Genomic DNA, 20,157 nt, shown 5'->3' with positions numbered 1-20,157 from the left:
CCTCCCACCCGTCCAACCCCCCGGAATCCGGGGGCTTCCCGCCTGAGGCACAGGCGGGCGTGCGTCCGCGCGTTCTCCGGCCGGTTTCTGGCCCGGGGAATGTCAGTGGTGGATGCTATGGGCTGAAGGACCTGTCGGGGCGTGTGTCCTCGCGGGTTGTACCTGGCCCTTGGTGGGCCAGGTCTCGGTAGGGAGGAACCATGGCTGGAGGCGTGAACAAGGTCATTCTCATCGGCAATCTCGGCGCGGACCCCGAGGTGCGCTTCACCCCGGGCGGTCAGGCCGTGGCGAACTTCCGCATCGCCACGAGCGAGAGCTGGAACGACAAGAACGGCCAGAAGCAGGAGCGCACCGAGTGGCACCGCATCGTCGTCTGGGGAAAGCTCGCGGAGCTGTGCGGCGAGTACCTCAAGAAGGGACGGCAGTGCTTCGTCGAGGGTCGGCTGCAGACCCGCGAGTGGATGGATAAGGAGAACAAGAAGAACTACACCACCGAGGTCGTCGCCACCTCCGTGACCTTCCTCGGCGGACGTGACGCCGGCGAGGGCTACAGCGGCGGGGCCAGCTCCGGCGGCGCTGGTGGCGGACGCCGGTCGCAGGGCGGCGGCGCCCCCTCGCGCGGCGGGGACGACTACGGCCAGCCGCCCCCCATGGGCATGGACGACGGCGGCATGGGCGGTGGCAACCACGGCGGCGGCGCGGACGAAGACATCCCGTTCTGACGCCCTGGTAGGCACCCCTGAAAAGCGAACCGGCCGCTCCTGGAAGTCAGGGGCGGCCGGTCGTGTTTCCGGGGTCCGAAGGCGACGTCCTGCTCAGCTTCCGACGTCCATGCCTTCCGGGCTGAAGGCCGCGCCGGCGGTGTAGAGGGCGTAGATGCTGCCCCACGCCATGGCCAGCAGGATGAGGAAGATGAGGATGGAGAAGGGCTCGAAGCGGCGCATGGAGCGGTCGCTGGCGAAGATGCCCCAGCCCATGGCGAAGGTCTGCAGGCCGTTGGCCAGGTGGTACGCGGTGCCCAGCGTGCCCAGCAGGTAGACCATCAGCGTGGGGCCGTGGTGGTGCATCTCCCGGGCGATGTCCGCGAAGGGCTCCGCGCCGCCCTCCACCAGCCGGGGGTGCAGGAAGGCCAGCCAGATGTGGGCGCCCAGGAACGCGAGCACGCCCAGGCCGGCCACGCGCTGCACCAGGTACTTCAGGTTGCCGTAGTTGTTGTACTGCAGGTTGTTGGGCTTGAAGCTGAACATGCGCACCAGCCCCCACGCCGTGTGGATGAGCAGGGGCAGCATCACGATGATGAACGTGAACGCCTGGGCGAACGGGTTCGCGTACTGCGTCACCGACTCCTGCCAGGCCGCCGCGCCGCGGAAGGCGGACAGGTTGTCCCACAGATGGTTGATGACCCAGATGCTCAGGGGCACCACGGCGAGGAACGAACCCAGCCGCGATTTCAACAAGGGCGTCCGGTCGGTGATGGCTTCGGCGGTGGCTTGGGTGCTCATCGAGTCTCCAGCGCGGGCACGCGGATGGTGGGGTGGAAGCCCCCGCGCGCCCAAGTCAGGGCCAGGTGCGACGGCCAGGAGGCGGTTTATAGCTGTTCCGTAGCGCGGGCTGGATTTCTTCCGCATTCCAGCGTGCCCGGGCGTGGCAGCCGGGGAACACCGACTCATAAGCCCCGCCGATGCCATCCCCCTGGCCCGGCTGCTGGCAGGCGCGCGGGCGTCCCGTCCCCGCCCCACTTTCATCGGTGGGCACGGACGGGTGCGGCGCGCTAACAAGCCCCCTTATGCCCGATGAGCTTGTCAGTGGATTGTTGAAGGCGTCGGACCTGCGGCTGATGCTGGCCACCACCAGCGTCCTGTCCCGCCAGGCCCGCGCCGCGCACCAGAGCATGCCGGCCTCCGCCGCCCTCCTGTCCCAGGGCCTCACCGCCGCCGCCCTCATGGGCGCGCTCCGCAAGGGCACGGACTCCCGGATCAACCTGCAACTGGAGTGCGACGGCCCCCTGCGCGGCCTCTTCGTGGACGGCGACGCGAACGGCGTGGTGCGCGGCTACGTGAAGAACACGCTGGTGGAGTACGTGGGGACGGAGGGCAGGTACCACTGGCGTCCCGTGCTGGGGAACCACGGCTTCCTGTCCGTGCTGCGCGACCAGGGCGGCGGCGAGTACTACCGCTCGTCCGTGGAGCTGGAGCACTTCGACCTGGTGGCGGACCTGGAGCGCTACTTCCATCAGTCGGATCAGGTGCCCTCGCACCTGCTCATGGCGCAGCTTCCGGGCGTGGTGGACGGCAAGGAGGACCTCCTGGGCACCGTGGTGGGCCTGCTCGTGCAGCCCCTGCCCAACGGGGACAAGGACGCCTTCCAGGCGCTGGGCAACCGCCTCAAGGCGCAGTTCCAGACGGCGGTCCAGGCGCACGCCCAGGATGGGGCGACCACGCTCTTGCGCTCGCTGGTGCCGGAGGCGGACCTGGAGGTGATGTCGCGCTACCCGCTGCGCTTCACCTGTTCGTGCAGCCGCGACCGCGTGAAGCTGGCGCTGCTCGCCATGGGCAAGGAGGAACTCCAGGACCTGCTCGAGAAGGAAGGCCAGGCGGAGGCCACCTGCCAGTTCTGCACGACGCGCTATGTCATCCCGGGCGCGGAGATCTCCCAGATGCTGGCCGAAGGCAGCGTCTGAGCCTCCTGTCTTGAAGACAGACATCCTGGCGGCACCGGGGGATGTCTTCCGCGCGTCACATCCGCCGAGGAAGCAGGCGCGGCGGTTGTGGCGAGGGCGCGGTGCTCGGGATATGACAGGACCGCACCTCACCCGGAGCTTTCGCCGTGGCCACCAAGCGGGCAGCGCCTGGGCCGAAGTCCCAGGACCAGCGCAACCCTTCCCCGAAGTCCCCCTCGCCGTCCGACGCCCAGAAGCAGGGCGCGGAGCGCATCGTTTCCATTCCCAACGACCTGGTGCTCGCGCCCCAGGTGGAGGCCCCGCGCCAACCCACCGGCCGCGACCAGTCCCGCCAGAAGCCCAACGGCGTGGTGGAGCTGTCGTGGGCGGAGTTCGACCGCTCGGTGCAGAAGCTGGCGCGCACCATCCGTCAGAGCTGGGAGCCGCAGGCGGTGGTGGGCGTGGCGCACGGCGGCGTGTACGTGGGCGGGGCGCTCGCGGGGGCGCTCGGCGTCCAGTTCTTCCCCGTGCGCATCAGCCGCCGCAGCCGTGACAAGGCGGACCGGACGAAGAACCGCGCGCTGGACCCCCAGGTGAGCGAGGAGATGCCCCTGGCCATCAAGGGCCTGCGCGTCCTCATCGTGGACGACATCGCGTCCAGCGGGGACACGCTGGAGCTGGCCACGGCGCTCGCGCGCAAGGTGGGCGCGAAGGAAGTGAAGACGGCGTGCCTCGTGGCGCGGCCGGAGGGCTTCACGCCGGACCACGCGGGGATGTCCACCGACTCGCTCTTCGTCTTCCCCTGGGACTACGAGCCCGGGATGGGCGAAGCGCACTTCGACGACGACCCGGACAAGGCCGGCGCCTGAGTCCGCGGGACACCGGAAGGGTGCTGACGCGGCGATGATCATCGGGACTGCGGGGCACATCGACCACGGCAAGACGTCCCTGGTGAAGGCGCTGACAGGCATCGACACCGACCGGCTCCCGGAAGAGAAGCGGCGGGGCATCACGCTGGAGCTGGGCTTCGCGCACCTGCCCCTGCCGGATGGACACGTGGCGGGCGTGGTGGACGTGCCCGGCCACGAGCGCTTCGTGAAGGCCATGGCCGCCGGCGCGGGCGGCGTGGACCTGGCGGTGCTGGTGGTGGCCGCCGACGAGGGCGTCATGCCCCAGACGCGCGAGCACCTGGACATCTGCCGGCTGCTCGGCGTGAAGGCGGGCGTCGTCGCGCTCACCAAGGCGGACCTGCTGGAGGCGCTGGGCGACGACTGGCGTGCGCTGGTGGAGGCGGACCTCGCCGCGCTCACCACCGGCACCTTCCTGGAAAAGGCGCCCGTGGTGCCCGTGTCCGCGAGGACGGGCGCGGGCCTCGCGGACCTGAAGTCGGCGCTTGGGCGCGCGGGGGCCACGCTGCCGGCGCGCCCCTCGGAGGGGCCCGCGTTCCTGCCGGTGGACCGGGCCTTCAGCATCAAGGGCTTCGGCACGGTGGTGACGGGCACGCTGCTGTCCGGCTCCCTGGCGGTGGACGACGCGGTGTCGCTGCTGCCCTCCGGTTCCGGGGCCCGGCCGGGGCCGCTGCGCGTGCGGGGCGTGCAGGTGCACGGGCAGCCGGTGGCGCGCGTGGAGGCAGGGCAGCGCGCGGCGGTGAACGTGACGGGCGTGGAGACGGAGGACGTGCACCGGGGCATGGTGCTCGTGCGCGAGGGCGAGCTGCCACAGACGTCCATGCTGGACGTGGAGCTGACGCTGCTGCCCGCGGCCGAGTCCCCGCTCCCGAAGCGCCGCAAGCTGCTCTTGCACCTGGGCACCGCGCAGGTGGAGGCCACGGTGGCGCTGCTGGACCTGGACACGCTCGCGCCCGGGGAGACGGCGCTCGCGCAGCTGCGGCTGGCATCGCCGGTGGGCGCGCTCGTGGGACAGCGCTTCATCCTGCGAGGCTCGCGCGCGCTGCCGGGCCGGGGCGCCACGGTGGCCGGGGGCCGCGTGCTGTCCATCACCCCGCCGCGCCGTCGCCGGGGGGCGTCCGGGGTGGTGCGGCCGCTGCTGGAGGCGGACGCGGCCGGGCAGGTGGCGTGGCTGTTGCGGCAGGCGGGCTACGCGGGGCTCACGCAGACGGAGCTGTTCGGCCGCTCGGGGCTTTCGCCCAGGGTGCTGGCGCGCACGCTGGAGCTGCTGGGCGCGAAGGGGCAGGTGCTGCTGGTGGACCGGGAGCGGCGGCTCTACGTCTCCCATGACGTGTTCGAAGGCCTGCGCCAGCGCTCGCTCGCGTTGCTCGCCGCGTTCCACGAACGCGAGCCGATGCGCGAGGGCCTGTCGCGCGAGGAGCTGCGCCAGCGGCTCTCCGCGCAACTGGACGCGCGCCTGTTCCAGCGCGTGGTGCAGGCGCTGGTGGACGCGGGGAAGGCAGCGTCGGAGAAGGATGTGGTGCGCCTGCAGGGCCGGGGACGCACGCTCACCCTGGGGGATGAGGCCGCGCGCACGCGCCTGTCCGCGGAGCTGTCCGCGGCGGGGCTGGCGCCGCCCACCGTCACGGAGCTGGCGCAGAAGCTGAAGCTGCCGCCCGCGAAGCTCCAGGAGCTGCTGAAGGTGCTGGTGGCGCAGGGCGTGGGGGTGCGCGTGAGCGAGGAGCTGTGCTTCGACGCGGACGCGCTCGGCGGCCTGCGCGAGCGGCTGGTGACGCACCTGCGGGAGCAGAAGGAAATCACCACCCAGGGCTTCAAGGACCTGGTGGGCCAGAGCCGCAAGTTCATCATCCCCTTGTCGGAGTACTTCGATCGGGAGAAGGTGACGCTGCGGGTGGGTGACAAAAGGGTGCTGCGTCGAGGATGAGTCCCAAGGCCTACAGCAAGCAGGAACTGCGCGCCCTGGTGGAGCCCTTCTCCAACCCCGTGCTGGTGTTGGACGGGGAGGGCCACGTGCACGTGGCCAACGACGGGTACGTGCGGCTGCTGGGCCTGGAGCGCGAACAGGTGGAGGGCCGCTCCTTCCTCGACTTCGTGCAGGCGGAGGAGCGCAGCCGCCTGGCGGATCGCTACCGCCGGCTGGCCACGGGCTCGCCGCTGGATGGGCGCACGCAGCTCTACGGGGTGGCCAATGCGCAGGGCCGCACGCACGAGGTCTCCGTCCAGGCCTCGCAGCTGATGCTGGAGGGAGGCGGCTACGGCCTGCTCCTCAACTGCCTGGTCCAGGCGGAGCGGCCGGTGGAGCTGGCGGTGGCGGAGCGGCTGGTGGACACGTCCGCGGCGCTGGTGTCCGCGCGCTCGGAGGAGGCGGTGCGGCGCGTGGCGCTGGCGGGCCTGGAGGGCGCGGGCTTCCGGGCGCGGCTGTTGCGCTGGGAGGGCACGCGGCTGGTGGTGCGTGACGGCGTGTCCCCGCCGGTGGACGCGCACCTGGCGCTGGAGGCGCTGTCGGACGGGCGGCCGGTGTTTGGCGGCGCGGACCACGCGGAGCCCACGCACGCGTACCTGCCGGTGGGCGGGCCTCAGTCGGAGGTGCTCTGGGTGGCGGGGCCGTGGGTGGCGCCCCGGCACGGCTCGGTGCTGACGCTGTTCGCGAAGGTGGTGGGCGCGGCGCTCGCGGACGCGCACCTCCAGGCGGACGGCGCGCGCAGCCGCTGGGAGGTGGAGGCGGTGGCGGAGATGGCGCGCTTCGTGGCGCAGCCCGTCCCCCCGCCGCCGGAGCGGTTCCTCGCCCGGGTGGCGGACCTGCTGCATGCCCAGGCGGTGGTGCTGCACGTCGCCCCGGAGCCGGGCCAGCCTCCGCGCCTCGTCGCGCACGTGGGCCTGGAGGAGGGGAGCCTCTCGGGGGGCGAGGCGGAGCGCATCACCGGCGTGCTGCTGCCCGCGTCGCTCCGGACGGACGGGGGCGTGGTGTCCTCGTACGCCCAGAATCGCGCGCTGGAGTCGGTGTCCCAGGGCCGCTTCGGGGCCGGAACGGCGGCGCGGCTCACCCGGGGCGGGGAGGGCGTGGGCGTGGTGCAGGCGCTGCGCCCGAAGGAGAAGCCCTTCGACGAACGCGACGCGCGGCTGCTGGCCACGCTCGCGGAGCTGCTGGTGACGCTCCTGGAGCAGCGCCGCCTCCGGGCCGAGTCCGCCCGCCAGCTCACGGAGACGCGCCTGCTGCTGGACCTGTCGCGCACCACGTCGGGCGTGCTGGAGACGGCGAGCATCCTGGACGTCGCGTCCGACTTCCTGGTGCACCTGTTGGACGTGTCCAACTGCTTCATCCTGCTCTACGACGAGCAGGCCAAGGTGCTCCGGGGCGCGGCCGCGTCCGAGGCGCACCGGGACCTGTTCCGCACGGTGGTGGTGCCGCTCGACAGCGCCTCCCTGGCCGCGCGCGTGGCCCGCGAGCGCAGGCCCATCGCCATCGAGGACCTGCGGCAGGGCGGCTCGTCCGCCGACACCGCGCTCGTCGAACAACTGGGGGAGAAGGCGCTGCTGGGCCTGCCGCTCACCTCGCGCGAGGAGCTCATCGGCGTGGTGATGGTGGACGACGTGCGCGGCCCGCGTCCCTTCGGCCCGGAGCTCATCGACCTGGCGGAGGCCACGTGCGGCCAGCTCGCGCTGTCCATCGCCAACGCGCGGCTGTACGAATCGCTGTGGGCCAGCTACGCGGAGCTGGCCGCCACCCGCGCGGAGATGGTGAAGCGCGAGCGGCTGGCGGCCCTGGGCGAGCTGTCCGCCATCGTCGCGCACGAGGTGCGAAACCCCCTGGGCGTCATCTTCAACGCGGTGGCCTCGCTGCGGCGGATCCTCAAGCCGGAAGGGGACGCCGCCATGCTGCTGGACATCGTGGGCGAGGAGAGTGACCGCCTCAACCGGATGGTGGGCGCCCTGCTGGACTACACCCGCCCGCGCAACCCGGTGCTCCAGCCCGAGGATCTGCTGCGCGTGCTCCAGGACTCGGTGGAGGCGGCGAAGGTGCAGGGGGGCGCGGAGCGTCCGGTGCGCATCTCCTCGGAGGTGGAGCCCGGCATGCCGCCGGTGCTCATCGACCGGAGGCTCATCCGCCAGGCCATCCTCAACGTGGCCGTCAACGCCATCCAGTCCATGCCCCATGGGGGCGAGGTGCAGGTGAAGGCCCGCCGCGAGACGCACGGCGGCCGCGAACAGTTGCGCATCGACGTGATGGACCAGGGACCGGGCATCCCGGCCGAGCTGCTCCACCGCGTCTTCGAACCCTTCTTCACCACCAAGGCCCAGGGCACCGGCATGGGCCTCGCGGTGGTGAAGCGCATCCTGGAGGATCACCGCGGCGAAATCGCCGTGGAGAGCGTGCCGGGACGCGGTACGACGTTCATCTTCCGGTTGCCGCTCACGCAGCCCCTGTCCTTTCCATGACCGACGCAACCACGCCAGTTCCCCGAGGACGCATCCTCGTGGTGGACGACCAGCGCAACATGCGCGCCACCACCGCGATGCTCCTGCGCGATGACGGCTACACCGTGTCCGAGGCCGCCACCGGCGAGGAGGCCCTGGGCGTGCTCGCGAAGGGGCAGGTGGACCTGCTGCTCACGGACCTGAAGATGGAGCCCATGGACGGGCTCACGCTCCTCAAGCGCGGGCTGGAGGTCTCCCCGCGCCTGCAGGCCATCATGATGACGGCCTTCGGCTCCATCGAGAGCGCCGTGGAGGCCATGCGCCTGGGGGCGTACGACTACGTCACCAAGCCCTTCAAGGAGGGCGAGCTGCGCTACCGCGTGGAGCGCGCCCTGGAGCGCTCCAAGCTCCAGATGGCGGTGGACAACTTCGCCACCGAATTCTACCAGACCCACGGCCTGTCCGCGCTGGTGGGGCGCAGCCAGGCGATGCGGGAGCTCACCACGCGCCTCATGCGCGTCGCGCAGAGCGACGCCACCGTCCTCATCCAGGGCGAGAGCGGCACCGGCAAGGAGCTGGTGGCGCGCGCCCTCCACGCGCACAGCCGCCGCAGCGGCCGGCCCTTCGTGCCCGTCAACTGCGCGGCCATCAGCGAGACGCTCCTGGAGAGCGAGCTCTTCGGCCACGCCAAGGGCGCCTTCACGGGCGCGGTGAAGACACGCCGGGGCCTCTTCGAGGAAGCGGACGGCGGTACGCTGTTCATCGACGAGGTGACGGAGACGAGCCCCGCCTTCCAGTCCAAGCTGCTGCGCACGCTGCAGGACGGAGAAGTGCGCCGCGTGGGCGAGTCCACCGCGATGCGCGTGGACGCGCGCATCGCCGCGGCCACCAACCGGGACATCGAGCTGGAGGTGCGCGAGAAGCGCTTCCGCCAGGACCTCTACTACCGCCTCAACGTGGTGATGCTGCGCGTGCCACCCCTTCGCGAGCGCCTGGATGACGTGCCCGCGCTGGCGGAGCACTTCCTGCAACGCTCCAACGCTCGCAGCCCCCGGGCCCGGCGCCTGTCCGCCACCGCCTTGGAGCACCTGATGACGTACAACTTCCCCGGCAACGTGCGCGAGCTGGAGAACCTGGTGGAGCAGGCCGCCGCGCTGGCGGAAGCGGACGAACTGCTCCCGGAGGACTTCCCGCTGCGCCCCCAGTCCCGCGTGCTGCCGGCGGCCGCCTCGGGCCTGCCGCCCACGGACGCCCGCCCGGGAAGCCCGGAGGCCTCCGGCCCCACGCTGGCGGAGGTGGTGGAGGAAGCCGAGCGCCGCGCCATCGTCCAGGCCCTGGAGCGCCACGGCGTGGACCTGGCCCGCGTGGCCGACGAGCTGGGCGTCTCCTCCACCACGCTGTGGCGGAAGATGAAGCGGCTCAACCTCCGGCCCCCCGCCGGCGCCCCGCGCGAGTAGGTGCAGGTAACCCTTGGGGTCGGTGTCCAGGACGTGTCCCACCCCCCTTCCGGGTGGGTTCAGATCCGAAATCGGACCCGTTCAAGGTTGAAAAAATCAACCCCCCGGATTTGCTCGGGCTTTTCAGATCTGAAACCCGATTTCAGCCCTGCAATGCTCGGAGGAGGGGAGCGCAGTGTTGCCCTGTCGTCCAAGTGCCTGAGAACTCTAGAGTTTCACCTTCTGAAGCGGCTGGCATGGCACCTGCTAAGGCTTAGGTCCGGGACGCATCGAAGCGAGGCTGAAAGTGGTTCCCCCCCACCCTTTCAGCACTTCCGGTGTGTCACCTTGAGAAGACCCGCGGCCCGACACCCTCACGGGTGCCGGGCCGCCTTCTTTTCCACTCAACGCCGCGCTCCCTGGCCAGCTCATCCCTGAGAGGTATGACAGGGGGGGATTGAGTCCGTGGCCGCCGCGCCCTCCACGCCCGCGTCCCTTCCGAGCTCCAGGCGGCAGAGTCCATTTCACTTCTGCAATCCACGTCGGCCCATGACGCCACGGGCCATGTCGCGCGGATCCGTTTGCCGGGCTGCGCCATCCGCCACGCATGCTGGTGCGCGTCATGCGGATCCGAGCCTCGCGGACAGGCACGCGCCACGCAGGGGGCGCCGCGGCGCTGAGGCGTGGGGCAGGGCGCATCACCCGGCGGGGAGGGGAGGGGCGCCCCTCACCGGCGACTTCCGCGTAGGGGTTTGCCTGCCTTGCCGCCCCGCAACGACAACGCCCGCCGGGCCAGGGGCCGCGACGGGCGTCGGGTGCGACGTACCGCTGTCCGTGGGCTACTGACCGAACAGCGTGCCCGCCTGGGCGAGCCAGTCCGTGACGTGGCCGGGGAGGATGCCCAGGAGCACGACGGCGACGGTGGAGATGACCAGCGCGGCCTCGGTGCCCCAGTTGCGCTCCAGCGGCTGCGCGCCCTCCGGGACGGGGTGCATGAACATGTAGACGACGACGCGCAGGTAGTAATACGCGCCCGCCGCACTGGAGAGCACCGCGACGATGGTGAGGCCCACGAGGCCCACGTCGATGGCGGCCTGGAAGATGAGCAGCTTGCTCATGAAGCCCACCGTGGGGGGGATGCCGCCCAGCGACAGCATGAAGGCCGCCATGGCGAACGCGTAACCCGGCCGGCGCTGCGCCAGGCCCGCGAAGCGCTCCAGGTCCCACGCGGTGCCCTTCTCCTCGTCCTCGCGGCGCTCCAGCGCGGACACCATCGCGAAGGCGCCCGCCGCGCTGAAGGTGTAGGCCAGCAGGTAGTACAGGATGCCGCGCAGCGCGTCCGAGCGGGCCACGTCCAGCGGCGTCCCACCCGACAGCGACGACGCGGACAGCACGCGGAAGCTCTCGCCCGGCGCCGCGACGAACAGCGCCGCCACGCCCAGCAGCAGGTAGCCCGCGTGCGCGATGGAGGAGTACGCCAGCATGCGCTTCACGTTGCGCTGCGGAATGGCCATCAGGTTGCCGGCCACCATGGTGAGCAGCGCCAGCGTGGCGAACAGCATCAGCGGCAGCTTGGGGTCCATGCCCTTGCCCACCGTGAGGAACACGCGCACCAGCGAGGCGAACGCCGCCGCCTTCACGCCCGCGCTCATCAGCGCCGTCACCGGCGTGGGAGCCCCTTCGTACACGTCCGGCGTCCACATGTGGAACGGCACCGCCGCCACCTTGAACGCGAAGCCCGCCGCGATGAGCACCGCGCCCACGTACACCAGGGCCGGGTTGCCGTTGAGCGCCTGCTGCAGCGGAACGACCATGTCGTTGAGCTTCGTCGTGCCCGTGGCCCCGTACAGCAGCGCCGTGCCGTACAGCAGGATGGCGGACGAGAAGGCGCCCAGGATGAAGTACTTGAAGCCCGCCTCGCTGGGACGCGTGCCCCGGCGCAGGTACGCCGTCAGCGCGTACGTCGCGATGGAGAGCACCTCGATGTTGACGAAGATGGTGATGAACTCCGTCGACATGGCCAGCAGGCTCATGCCCGCGGACGCGAAGAGCATCAGCGCGTAGAACTCACCGCGCTCCGCCCCGCGCTTGCGCAGGAAGCCCACCGCGCTCAGCGCCGCCAGTCCCAGGCCCACGCTCACCACCAGGGTGAGGAAGCTGGAGAAGGGGTCCAACACGCCGAAGCCCAGGAACACCTCCTGGGGCGGCTCGAACATCAGGCCCACGGCCACGGCGCCGCTGGCCGCCGCCGCCACGACGGTGAGCACCGCCTGGTAGCCGCGGGACGCGGTGGCGGAGAGGAACACCTCCGACAGCAGCAGGACGGAGGCCGCCACCACCATGATGATGGCGGGCAGCAGGGGGAGGAAATCCGCCAGGGTGAGGTTTGGCAGGTTCATGGAGTCTTTCGGGGCCTACTCGCGCACGGCGAGCGGCGCGGCGGGAACGGAGGGGCGGGCCGCGGCGGCGGTGGAGGGCAACGACATCACCTCCACGCGCAGCTGGTCGTCCTTCGCCTGGGTGGCACCCGGAGCGCCCACGCTGGCGCGCGCCACGTAGCGGTCGGTGGACGGGGCGATGCGCTCCAGGAAGGGCTGCGGCATCAGACCCATCACCGCGACCAGCACGATGAAGGGCGCCGTGGTGAGCATCTCGCGCAGGTTCATGTCGCGCAGGTGCTGGTTCTCCCGGTGGGTGATGCCGCCGAAGAAGACCTTCTGCACCATCCACAGCATGTACGCGGCGCCCAGGATGACGCCCAGGGTGGCGAACGCGCCAAAGCCCAGGGGCAGGGTGCTCTTGAAGGTGCCCATCAGCACCAGGAACTCACCGATGAAGCCGTTGGTGCCCGGCACCGCCACCGACGAGAACGTGATGATGACGAACGCCGCGGTGAACACCGGCATCACCTTCGCGATGCCGCCGTAGTCCGACATGAGCCGGGTGTGGCGGCGCTCGTAGAGGAAGCCGAACAGGAGGAACAGCGCGCCCGTGGAGATGCCGTGGTTCAGCATCTGGTACGCGCTGCCCGTGGCGCCCTCGCTCGTGACGGCCAGCAGGCCCAGCATGCAGTAGCCCAGGTGGCTGACGGACGAGTACGCGATGAGCTTCTTGATGTCCCGCTGCGCCAGGCACATCAGCGCCCCGTACACGATGCCGATGACGGCCAGCACCGCCAGGAACGGCCGCGCGGCCTGCGCCGCCACCGGGAACAGCGGAATCGCGAAGCGCCAGAAGCCGTAGGTGCCCATCTTCAGCATCACGCCGGCAAGAATCATGGAACCCGCCACCGGCGCCTGCACGTGCGCGTCCGGCAACCAGGTGTGCACCGGCCACATCGGGACCTTGATGGCGAACGCCAGCGCGAACGCGGCGAACATCCACGGCCCGTACGTGTGCAGCGTGGCGGCCAGGCCCGTCAGCGACGCGCACGCGCCCTCCGGGCCGTTGGTGCACGCGGCGAGCTGCTGATTGGCGGCGAGCAGGTTGTTGTAGAGCGTGCCGTAGTCGAACGAGCGCGTGCCCGGAGCCCCGCTCACGAAGTACACCGCCACGATGGCCACCAGCATCAAGAGCGAGCCGACCAGCGTGTAGAGGAAGAACTTCACCGCCGCCATGCGCCGGTCCTCGGCGCCCCACACACCCACCAGCAGGTACATGGGGATGAGCATGGCCTCGAAGAAGATGTAGAAGAGCAGGACGTCCATCGACGCCAGCGCGCCCAGCATCGTCGTCTGGAGCACCAGCAGCGCCAGATGGAACTCCTTGATGCGGTGGCTGATGTACGTGGTGGAGGCCAGCACCACCAGCGGGCCCAGGAACACCGTCAGGAGCAGCAGGCTCACCGCCAGGCCATCCACGCCCAGGTGGTAGCTCATCCCGAACTGCTGGAACCAGGGGACGCGGTACTCCATCTGGAACTCCGCTCCGGAAGGCTCGAAGCGGAGGTAGGCCCAGACGCCGAACGCCAGGTCCAGCAGCATGCCCACGAACGTGATGGTGCGGACCTGCCCGTGCTCCGTGGAGGGCAGCATCAGCACCAGCGCCGCGAACACGAGCGGCAGGTAGATGACGACGTTCAACAGGTGGGTGTCGAAGAAGCTCATGAAAGCACCTGCAGGAGGGCGTAGACCGCGCCGCCCAGGATGGCGAGCGCCATGATGGCGGCGTAGGCCTGCGCGTCACCCGTCTGGAGCCGGCGCAGCCCGAGGCCCACCTTCTCCGTCACGTAGGCGGTGCCGCGCACCAGCACCGTGTCGATGACGAGCGCGTCCACCACGCGGAAGAGGATGAAGGCCACGAACTTCACCGGACGGATGAGGATGAACTCGTACAGCTCATCCACGTAGAACTTGTTGTGGGCCGTGCGGCGCACCGCGCGGGCGAACGCCGGCACGGGCTTGCCCACCTGCGCGGGGAAGTACTTCAGGTAGAGGAACGCCGCAGCGGCGCCGCCGGACAGGGCCACCAGCCACGCGGTGAGGTAGTCCAGGAAGGCCGGCGTGCTGTTGTCCAGGGCCACCGTCTGGGCCGCGCGGGCGACCGCTTCGGCCGGACGCAGCACCGGGGAGAGGAAGTTCTCGAACACCGGCTGCATGCCGCCACCCGTGCGGGGCATCAGCGGCAGTGCGTACACCAGCGTCACGATGCTCAGGAACGCCAGCACCACCAGGGGCAGCGTCATGAACCAGGAGCTCTCGTGCGCGTGCGCCACCTTGGCCTCGGGGGAGCGCTTGCCCGTGAAGGTCAGCAGGTACACGCGCGACATGTAGAACGCGGTGCACGCGGTGATGAGCAGGCCCATCGCGTAGACGAAGCCGGACACCCAGTGCAGGTCATGCAGGTGGTTGTGGTGCACGCCGTGGAAGACGGCGTCCTTCGAGAAGAAGCCGGACAGCGGGATGATGCCGGTGATGGCCAGCGTGGAGACGAGGAACGTGGCGTGCGTCCACTTCATCTCCTTGTACAGGCCGCCCAGCTTCTTGATGTCCGTCTCGTCCCCGTTGCCGTGCATCACGCTGCCGGCGCCCAGGAACAGGCAGGCCTTGAAGCAGGCGTGCGTCAGCAGGTGCAGCGCGGCCGCCCAGAAGACGCCCATGCCCACGCCCATGAACATGATGCCCAGCTGCGACACCGTGGAGTAGGCGAGCACCTTCTTGATGTCGTCCTGCGCGAAGGCGATCAGCGCCGCGAGCAGCGACGTCAGCGCGCCCACGATGGCGATGGTCGCCATGGCGGTGGGGCTGAGCACCAGCAGCGAACTCATGCGGCAGAACAGGTACACGCCCGCCGTGACCATCGTGGCGGCGTGGATGAGGGCGGACACCGGCGTCGGGCCGGCCATCGCGTCCGGCAGCCAGACGTACAGCGGCAGCTGCGCGCTCTTGCCCGCCGCGCCCAGGAGGAACAGCAGCATGGTGGCGGTCATCACGCCGCCGAAGGTGTAGCCGGCCAGGGGCCCCGCCTCGATGGGCGTGGCGAGCGACACCGCGCCGCCCGTGCCCTCCGGGAGGGCCAGGGCCATCTTCTCCAGGCCCTTGAAGGTGACGGGGCCCTTCTCCAGCAGGCCCTGCGTGTAGCGCGCCCGGGAGCTGCCCGCGGAGTTGAAGTCGCGCGGGTCCGCCTGCTGGCTGAAGGCGTTCACCGTCAGGATGAGCAGGAACGTGGCGATGAGGAACGCGAAGTCACCGATGCGGTTGGTGACGAACGCCTTGCGGCCCGCCCACGCCTTCGCGCTGTCCGTGTACCAGAAGCCGATGAGCAGGTAGCTGGCCATGCCGACGCCCTCCCAGCCCACGAAGAGCAGGACCAGGTTGTCGGCCATCACCAGCGTCAGCATCGCGGCGACGAAGAGGTTCAGGTACGCGAAGAAGCGCCAGTACCCGTCGTCGTGCTCCATGTAGCTGGTGGAGTACAGGTGGATGAGGAAGCCCACGCCGGTGATGACCAGCAGCAGGATGCCCGACAGGTGGTCCACCAGCAGCCCGAAGTTCACGCGGAAGTCGCCCGCGGCGAACCAGGTGCCGTAGTCATACGAGATGGCGTAGCGCACCACGTCGCGCTCCAGGCCGAACGCGTTGGGCATGCTCACCACGCGCCCGCCCGCCGCGTCGCTGGTGGCCCAGAAGGCCATCAGGCTCAGCACGAAGGCGCCGGCGATGGCGGAGCACGCCACCAGGTGCACGTTGGCCCGGCCCAGCCACTTGCCGAACACGCCGCACACGAACGCGCCCAGGAGCGGCAGCAGGATGATCAATCCCAGCGAGGGTGCGAACACCTCGGGGGGGATGGGTGCCGTTCTGAAGAATTCGACGATTCCGTCCATGGATGGGCTCAGGGAGTGACGGGATTCAGTGCTTCATCGTCCGGATGTCGTCCACGTTCACGGAGCCGCGACTGCGGAAGACCGCGATGACGATGGCCAGACCGATGGCCGCTTCCGCGGCCGCCACGGCGATGACGAAGAAGGCGGACACGTGCCCGATTCCGTCGCCGTGCATGCGGGCGAAGGCCAGGAACGTGAGGTTGACCGCGTTGAGCATCAGCTCCACGCACATGAAGACGACCAGCGCGTTGGTGCGCACCAGCACGCCGAACATGCCCATGCAGAAGAGCGCGGCGGCCAGCAGGAGGTAGTAGGTGATGGGAACCATGTGCGGAAGCTCTTGGCTTTCAGGCGGACGGCTGCAAGAGCCCGCCCGCGCCATCTAGCAGAAGTTGTCCGAAGGCGGGGATCAGATCCGGGACTTGGCCACCACCACCGCGCCCACCATCGCCACCAGGAGCAGCAGGCTGACGGCTTCGAAGGGAAGCAGCCAAGTGGTGAAGATGGACTGGCCGATGGCCGCCATGGTGCCGAACGTCGCCTGCGCCTGGGGGCCCAGGTTGGCCGGCATGGAGTTCGTGCGGCCGAGCGTCACGCTCAGCACGGCGAGCAGGCCCAGCGCGGAGGCTCCACCCAGCAGGCGCGTCACCGACGACTTGCCACGGTGGGGTGCGTCCCCCAGGTTGAGCAGCATGATGACGAACAGGAAGAGCACCATGATGGCGCCCGCATAGACGAGCACCTGCATGACGGCCACCGTGTGCGCCCACAGGAGCACGTAGATGCCGGCCAGGAAGAAGAACGTCGACACCAGGGCCATGGCGGAGTTGATGGGGCTCCGCGCGGTGATGACGAGCCCCGCCGACACCAGCGTCATGACGGCGAAAACGCCGAAGAGAACCAACTCAGTGTTCAAGACCAGTCTCCGTAGGAACCCCAGGGGTGGTCACCGAACGGGCATCGCTTCTCCCGCAGGTGAGCCTCGAACTCGTCCCGGAACCGCATGAGGAAGGAGTGCGTGGGCAGTGCCGCCGCGTCGCCCAGCGCGCAGATGGTGTTGCCCAGGCCGATGGGCGGATAGGGCGCGATGGAGGACGCCACGTTCGACAGCATGTCGATGTCGCCCGGCTCGCCCCGGCCTTCTTCAATCTTGCGCAACAGGCGCGTCTGCCAGGGCGTGCCCTCGCGGCACGGCGTGCACTGGCCGCAGGACTCTTCCGCGTAGAAGCGGGCCACGCGCCACAGGCTGCGCACCATGCAGGTGGCGTCGTCCATCACGATGACGCCGCCGGAGCCGGCCATCGTCTGCTTCATCTTCAGCGCCTCGAACTCCAGCGCCACATCCAACTCGTCCGCGCCCAGCACCGGCGCGGAGGACCCGCCCGGGATGACCGCCTTGACCTTGCGGCCCTTGGGCATGCCCTGGCCGTACTGGTCGTCGTGGATCAGCTCCAGGATGGTGGTGTGCATCCCCACCTCGTAGACGCCCGGGCGGTTCACCGAACCCGACAGGCAGACCAGGTGCGTGCCGCCCGACTTGTCCGTGCCCAGCTTGGCGTACCACTCCGCGCCCTTGGCGAGGATGGGGGGCACGCTGGCGAGCGTCTCCACGTTGTTCACCACGGTGGGGCTGCCGAACAGGCCCACCACGGCGGGGAAGGGCGGCTTCAGGCGCGGCCAGCCCTTCTTGCCCTCCAGGCTCTCCAGCAGGGCCGTCTCTTCACCGCAGATGTACGCGCCCGCGCCGCGGACCACGTAGCAGTCCAGCGCGAAGTCCTTGCCCAGCATGGACTTGCCGAAGATGCCGGCCTTGTAGGCCTCGTCGATGGCCGCCTGGGTGCGCTCCGCCTGGAACTTGAACTCGCCGCGCAGGTACACGTAGCAGGTGTGCACGCCCAGCGCGTACGACGCGATGGCGATGCCCTCCAGCATCATGTGCGGGTCGTTCTCCAGGATGTAGCGGTCCTTGAAGGTGCCCGGCTCGGACTCGTCGCCGTTGACCGCCAGGTACTTGGGCTTGGGGCTGTCCTTGGGGACGAAGCTCCACTTCATGCCCGTGGGGAAGCCGGCGCCGCCGCGGCCGCGGAGGTTGGACTTCTTCACCTCGTCGATGATGGCCTGGGGCTCCATCGTGAGCGCCCGCTTGAGCCCGTCGTAGCCACCGCGCGAACGGTAGCTGTCCAGGGTCCAGGACTGGGGCTTGCCCCAGGCCGCCGAGATGACGGGTTCAACCGCCTTTGCCGTAGAGGCCATGGATGGATGTCCTAGGAAAGCGAGGGGGAGGAGGGGTGACTCACGACAGCCGGGCCAGGATGGCGTCCAGCTTGGCCTGGGTCAGGCTCTCGTGGTGGTCCTCGTTGATCTGCAGGCAGGGCGCCGTGCCGCAGGACGCCAGGCACTCGGTCTCGCGCAGGGTGAACTTGTCGTTCGTCTCCCCCGCCGTCATGCCCAGCTTCTGCTCCAGGTAGGCGAGCATCTTCTCCGCCCCCCACAGCGAACAGGACAGGTTCGTGCAGACGTCGATGACGTACTTGCCCGGTTTCTTCAGGTGGTACATCACGTAGAAGCTGGCGACCTCGTAGGCGCGCTCCGGCGTGACTTCCAGATTCTTCGCGACCAACCGCAGGCCTTCGGGCGGCAACCAGCCCTTGAGGTCCTGAAGCAGGCGAAGCGCGGGCAACATCCCGGCGCTTTTGCGATCAGAGGGGTAGTGCGAGAGGATTTCCGCGATCCCCGCGTCGAACTTCTTCTGCTCTTCAGGAGTGAACAGGGGCTCCGCCATGGCGGGCCGTACGTATTGCCGCAATGGCTTCGTTGTCAACATAAACCCTCGGCGGTAGACTGGACCGCCATCAGCAAATTTCCGAGCGATTTCAACCCCTTGTTATGAGCCCGGACCCTGCGGACCAGCGGCAGCACCCCCGTATCCCCACCGTCCTCCGGGTGGACTACCCGCATGGGCGTCCGCTCCGGGACGTGACGGAGAACCTGTCCGCCGGGGGTTTCTTCGTCCAGACGGAGCAGCTCTTCGTCGTGGGCGACGAGCTTCGGCTTGCACTTTCTTTCCCGGGACTGCTGGATCCGGTAGAAGTCGGCGGCACCGTGGCCTGGGTGCGGCTGGCGGCTCCGGATCAGCCCGGGGGTGTCGGCATCCGTGTGGAGAGCGAGCAGGATCGGCGGCGACTGGGTGACATCTTGAGTGCGGCGGGACCTGACGACAGCGCGACGAACCCTTCCGAACAGGACGGGTACCGCGTGCTCATCGTCGAGGACAACCCCCACATCATCGAGATGTACAGCTACGTGCTGAAGAAGCTCGCGAGCAACGATCTGCACGGCAAGGTCCCGCTGGAGGTCCACTTCGCGCCGGACGGGCACCACGCCCTCCTTCGGCTGCGGGAGGACCGCTTCAGCCTGGTGATGCTGGACCTGTACATGCCGGTGATGGACGGGTTCGCGCTGGTGGAGCGCATCCGGGAGGAAGAGGCGCTCAAGTCGATTCCGGTCATCGCCATCTCCGCGGGCGGCAAGGAAGCCCAGGATCGCGCGATGCAACTGGGGGTCGACATCTACCTGCGCAAGCCGGTGCGGTTCGTGGAAGTGCTGGAGACGGTGAAGCAGCTGCTTCGCATCCAGTAGGCGCGGGTGGAACCCGTCGTGCGGGTTCCTCGCGCCAAGGATTGAAGCTTCGGGCTGGGGCCGCGTAGAGTCCGCGCACCCATGACGAAGCCCGCAATCCATCGTGACACCGTCAGTGGCGAGGCGCTGCTCATCCTGCAGAATCTGCGGGAGAACGGCCGCCTGGGACGCTCGAACAAGCTGGCCGACGTGAAGGCCGCCCTCGAACCGTCCGTCTCGCTGGAGTTCGACAACTACTTCTTCTTCCTGCGCAAGTTCCACTACATCGCCATGGACCGCGAGGCCCAGCTCAAGCTCACCGAGCAGGGCGAGAAGGTGGTGGGCGGGGACCTGGCGGACCGCTTCGCATTGGAGGTCGACGAGTTCTTCGCCGATCAACTGACGGCGGAGGAGCCGACGCACATCGGACGTCTGGAGGAGGACGAGCCGATGAGCGTCCCCCCTCCGCCGCCGGAGCTGCTGCTCGACGAGGCGGAGGTGGACGGGGGTTCCTCCGGGGCCTCCCATGCCTCGCATGTGGGACCGCCGCCCGTGCCGACGAACCGCACCCACCGGGTGGCGATGCCGGCGCTGGAGCTGGGCTCGGCCGCGCCGCAGGTCGCGTCTCCTCCCATCCAGACGCCGCAGCCGTCGGCCTGGCAGGACGTGCCGGAGCCCCGGCGGGAGACCCTCATCGGGCTGCCGCCCTCGCCGCCCACGCCGGTTCCCAGCGCCCCCCAACCCCTGGTCATCACCTCTCCGCTCGCCGCCGCGCCCGCTCCGATGCCCCCTCCC

General features: G+C 69.7%; 15 protein-coding genes and 1 pseudogene. 8 read left to right on the top strand and 8 right to left on the bottom strand.

What is annotated here, in order from left to right; translation table 11 throughout:
* The first annotated feature begins 200 nt into the window (after window positions 1-200).
* Window positions 201-722: a single-stranded DNA-binding protein gene (locus D7X74_RS25045; protein ID WP_120535520.1), complete on the top strand. Its 522-nt coding sequence runs from the start codon at window positions 201-203 to the stop codon at window positions 720-722.
* Window positions 723-815: 93 nt separating this feature from the next.
* Here D7X74_RS25045 and D7X74_RS25040 read toward each other — a convergent pair whose 3' ends face one another.
* Window positions 816-1,502 carry a succinate dehydrogenase gene (locus D7X74_RS25040; RefSeq protein ID WP_120535519.1) on the bottom strand — a complete coding sequence of 229 codons (687 nt, stop codon included), beginning with the start codon at window positions 1,500-1,502 and terminating at the stop codon, window positions 816-818.
* Window positions 1,503-1,786: 284 nt separating this feature from the next.
* Here D7X74_RS25040 and D7X74_RS25035 point away from each other — a divergent pair, with 284 nt between their 5' ends.
* The 5 genes from D7X74_RS25035 (at window position 1,787) to D7X74_RS25015 (ending at window position 9,440) form a co-directional block, all read left to right on the top strand.
* Window positions 1,787-2,680: an Hsp33 family molecular chaperone HslO gene (locus D7X74_RS25035; protein WP_120535518.1), complete on the top strand. Its 894-nt coding sequence runs from the start codon at window positions 1,787-1,789 to the stop codon at window positions 2,678-2,680.
* 146 nt (window positions 2,681-2,826) lie between these two features.
* The gene (locus tag D7X74_RS25030) at window positions 2,827-3,528 is read left to right on the top strand and encodes a phosphoribosyltransferase (protein WP_120535517.1); all 702 of its coding nucleotides are present in this window, start codon (window positions 2,827-2,829) and stop codon (window positions 3,526-3,528) included.
* 34 nt (window positions 3,529-3,562) lie between these two features.
* Window positions 3,563-5,491, top strand: a complete 1,929-nt coding sequence (selB, locus tag D7X74_RS25025) for a selenocysteine-specific translation elongation factor (RefSeq protein WP_120535516.1) — start codon at window positions 3,563-3,565, stop codon at window positions 5,489-5,491.
* The gene (locus D7X74_RS25020; protein ID WP_120535515.1) at window positions 5,488-8,004 is read left to right on the top strand and encodes an ATP-binding protein; all 2,517 of its coding nucleotides are present in this window, start codon (window positions 5,488-5,490) and stop codon (window positions 8,002-8,004) included. The genes selB and D7X74_RS25020 overlap by 4 nt, the downstream gene beginning before the upstream one ends.
* Entirely contained in the window at window positions 8,001-9,440 is a 1,440-nt protein-coding gene (locus D7X74_RS25015) for a sigma-54 dependent transcriptional regulator (RefSeq protein ID WP_120535514.1), read from the top strand. The genes D7X74_RS25020 and D7X74_RS25015 overlap by 4 nt, the downstream gene beginning before the upstream one ends.
* Before the next feature lie 818 nt (window positions 9,441-10,258).
* Here D7X74_RS25015 and D7X74_RS25010 read toward each other — a convergent pair.
* The 7 genes from D7X74_RS25010 to nuoE form a co-directional block, all read right to left on the bottom strand.
* On the bottom strand, window positions 10,259-11,818 hold the full coding sequence (locus D7X74_RS25010; RefSeq protein ID WP_120535513.1) for an NADH-quinone oxidoreductase subunit N: 1,560 nt from the start codon (window positions 11,816-11,818) through the stop codon (window positions 10,259-10,261).
* Window positions 11,819-11,833: 15 nt separating this feature from the next.
* Complete coding sequence (locus D7X74_RS25005; RefSeq protein ID WP_120535512.1) at window positions 11,834-13,525, bottom strand: NuoM family protein; 1,692 nt, start codon at window positions 13,523-13,525, stop codon at window positions 11,834-11,836.
* Window positions 13,522-15,744, bottom strand: a complete 2,223-nt coding sequence (gene nuoL, locus D7X74_RS25000) for an NADH-quinone oxidoreductase subunit L (protein ID WP_120535511.1) — start codon at window positions 15,742-15,744, stop codon at window positions 13,522-13,524. Before nuoL ends, D7X74_RS25005 begins: the two co-directional genes overlap by 4 nt.
* Window positions 15,745-15,769: 25 nt before the next feature.
* On the bottom strand, window positions 15,770-16,072 hold the full coding sequence (gene nuoK / locus D7X74_RS24995) for an NADH-quinone oxidoreductase subunit NuoK (RefSeq protein ID WP_120535510.1): 303 nt from the start codon (window positions 16,070-16,072) through the stop codon (window positions 15,770-15,772).
* A gap of 81 nt (window positions 16,073-16,153) precedes the next feature.
* Window positions 16,154-16,660, bottom strand: coding sequence for an NADH-quinone oxidoreductase subunit J (locus D7X74_RS24990; RefSeq protein WP_120535509.1), 507 nt, complete (start codon window positions 16,658-16,660; stop codon window positions 16,154-16,156).
* On the bottom strand, window positions 16,657-17,997 hold the full coding sequence (gene nuoF / locus D7X74_RS24985; protein WP_120535508.1) for an NADH-quinone oxidoreductase subunit NuoF: 1,341 nt from the start codon (window positions 17,995-17,997) through the stop codon (window positions 16,657-16,659). The genes D7X74_RS24990 and nuoF overlap by 4 nt, the downstream gene beginning before the upstream one ends.
* Window positions 17,998-18,037: 40 nt before the next feature.
* Window positions 18,038-18,526 (bottom strand): NAD(P)H-dependent oxidoreductase subunit E, encoded by a 489-nt coding sequence (gene nuoE, locus D7X74_RS24980; protein ID WP_120535507.1) that lies wholly within the window; start codon window positions 18,524-18,526, stop codon window positions 18,038-18,040.
* Window positions 18,527-18,630: 104 nt separating this feature from the next.
* Between nuoE and D7X74_RS24975 the strand changes: the two genes are divergently transcribed.
* Window positions 18,631-19,383, top strand: a complete 753-nt coding sequence (locus D7X74_RS24975; RefSeq protein WP_120535506.1) for a TIGR02266 family protein — start codon at window positions 18,631-18,633, stop codon at window positions 19,381-19,383.
* Window positions 19,384-19,464: 81 nt separating this feature from the next.
* A pseudogene (locus D7X74_RS24970) lies at window positions 19,465-20,157 on the top strand (serine/threonine protein kinase); the annotation flags it as partial.

Origin of the sequence: Corallococcus sp. CA047B (genome assembly GCF_003612065.1) — a bacterium.
GTDB lineage: Bacteria > Myxococcota > Myxococcia > Myxococcales > Myxococcaceae > Corallococcus > Corallococcus praedator.
The sequence above is the reverse complement of the archived record's forward strand: the minus strand, read 5'-3'. Positions and strand labels throughout refer to the sequence as shown.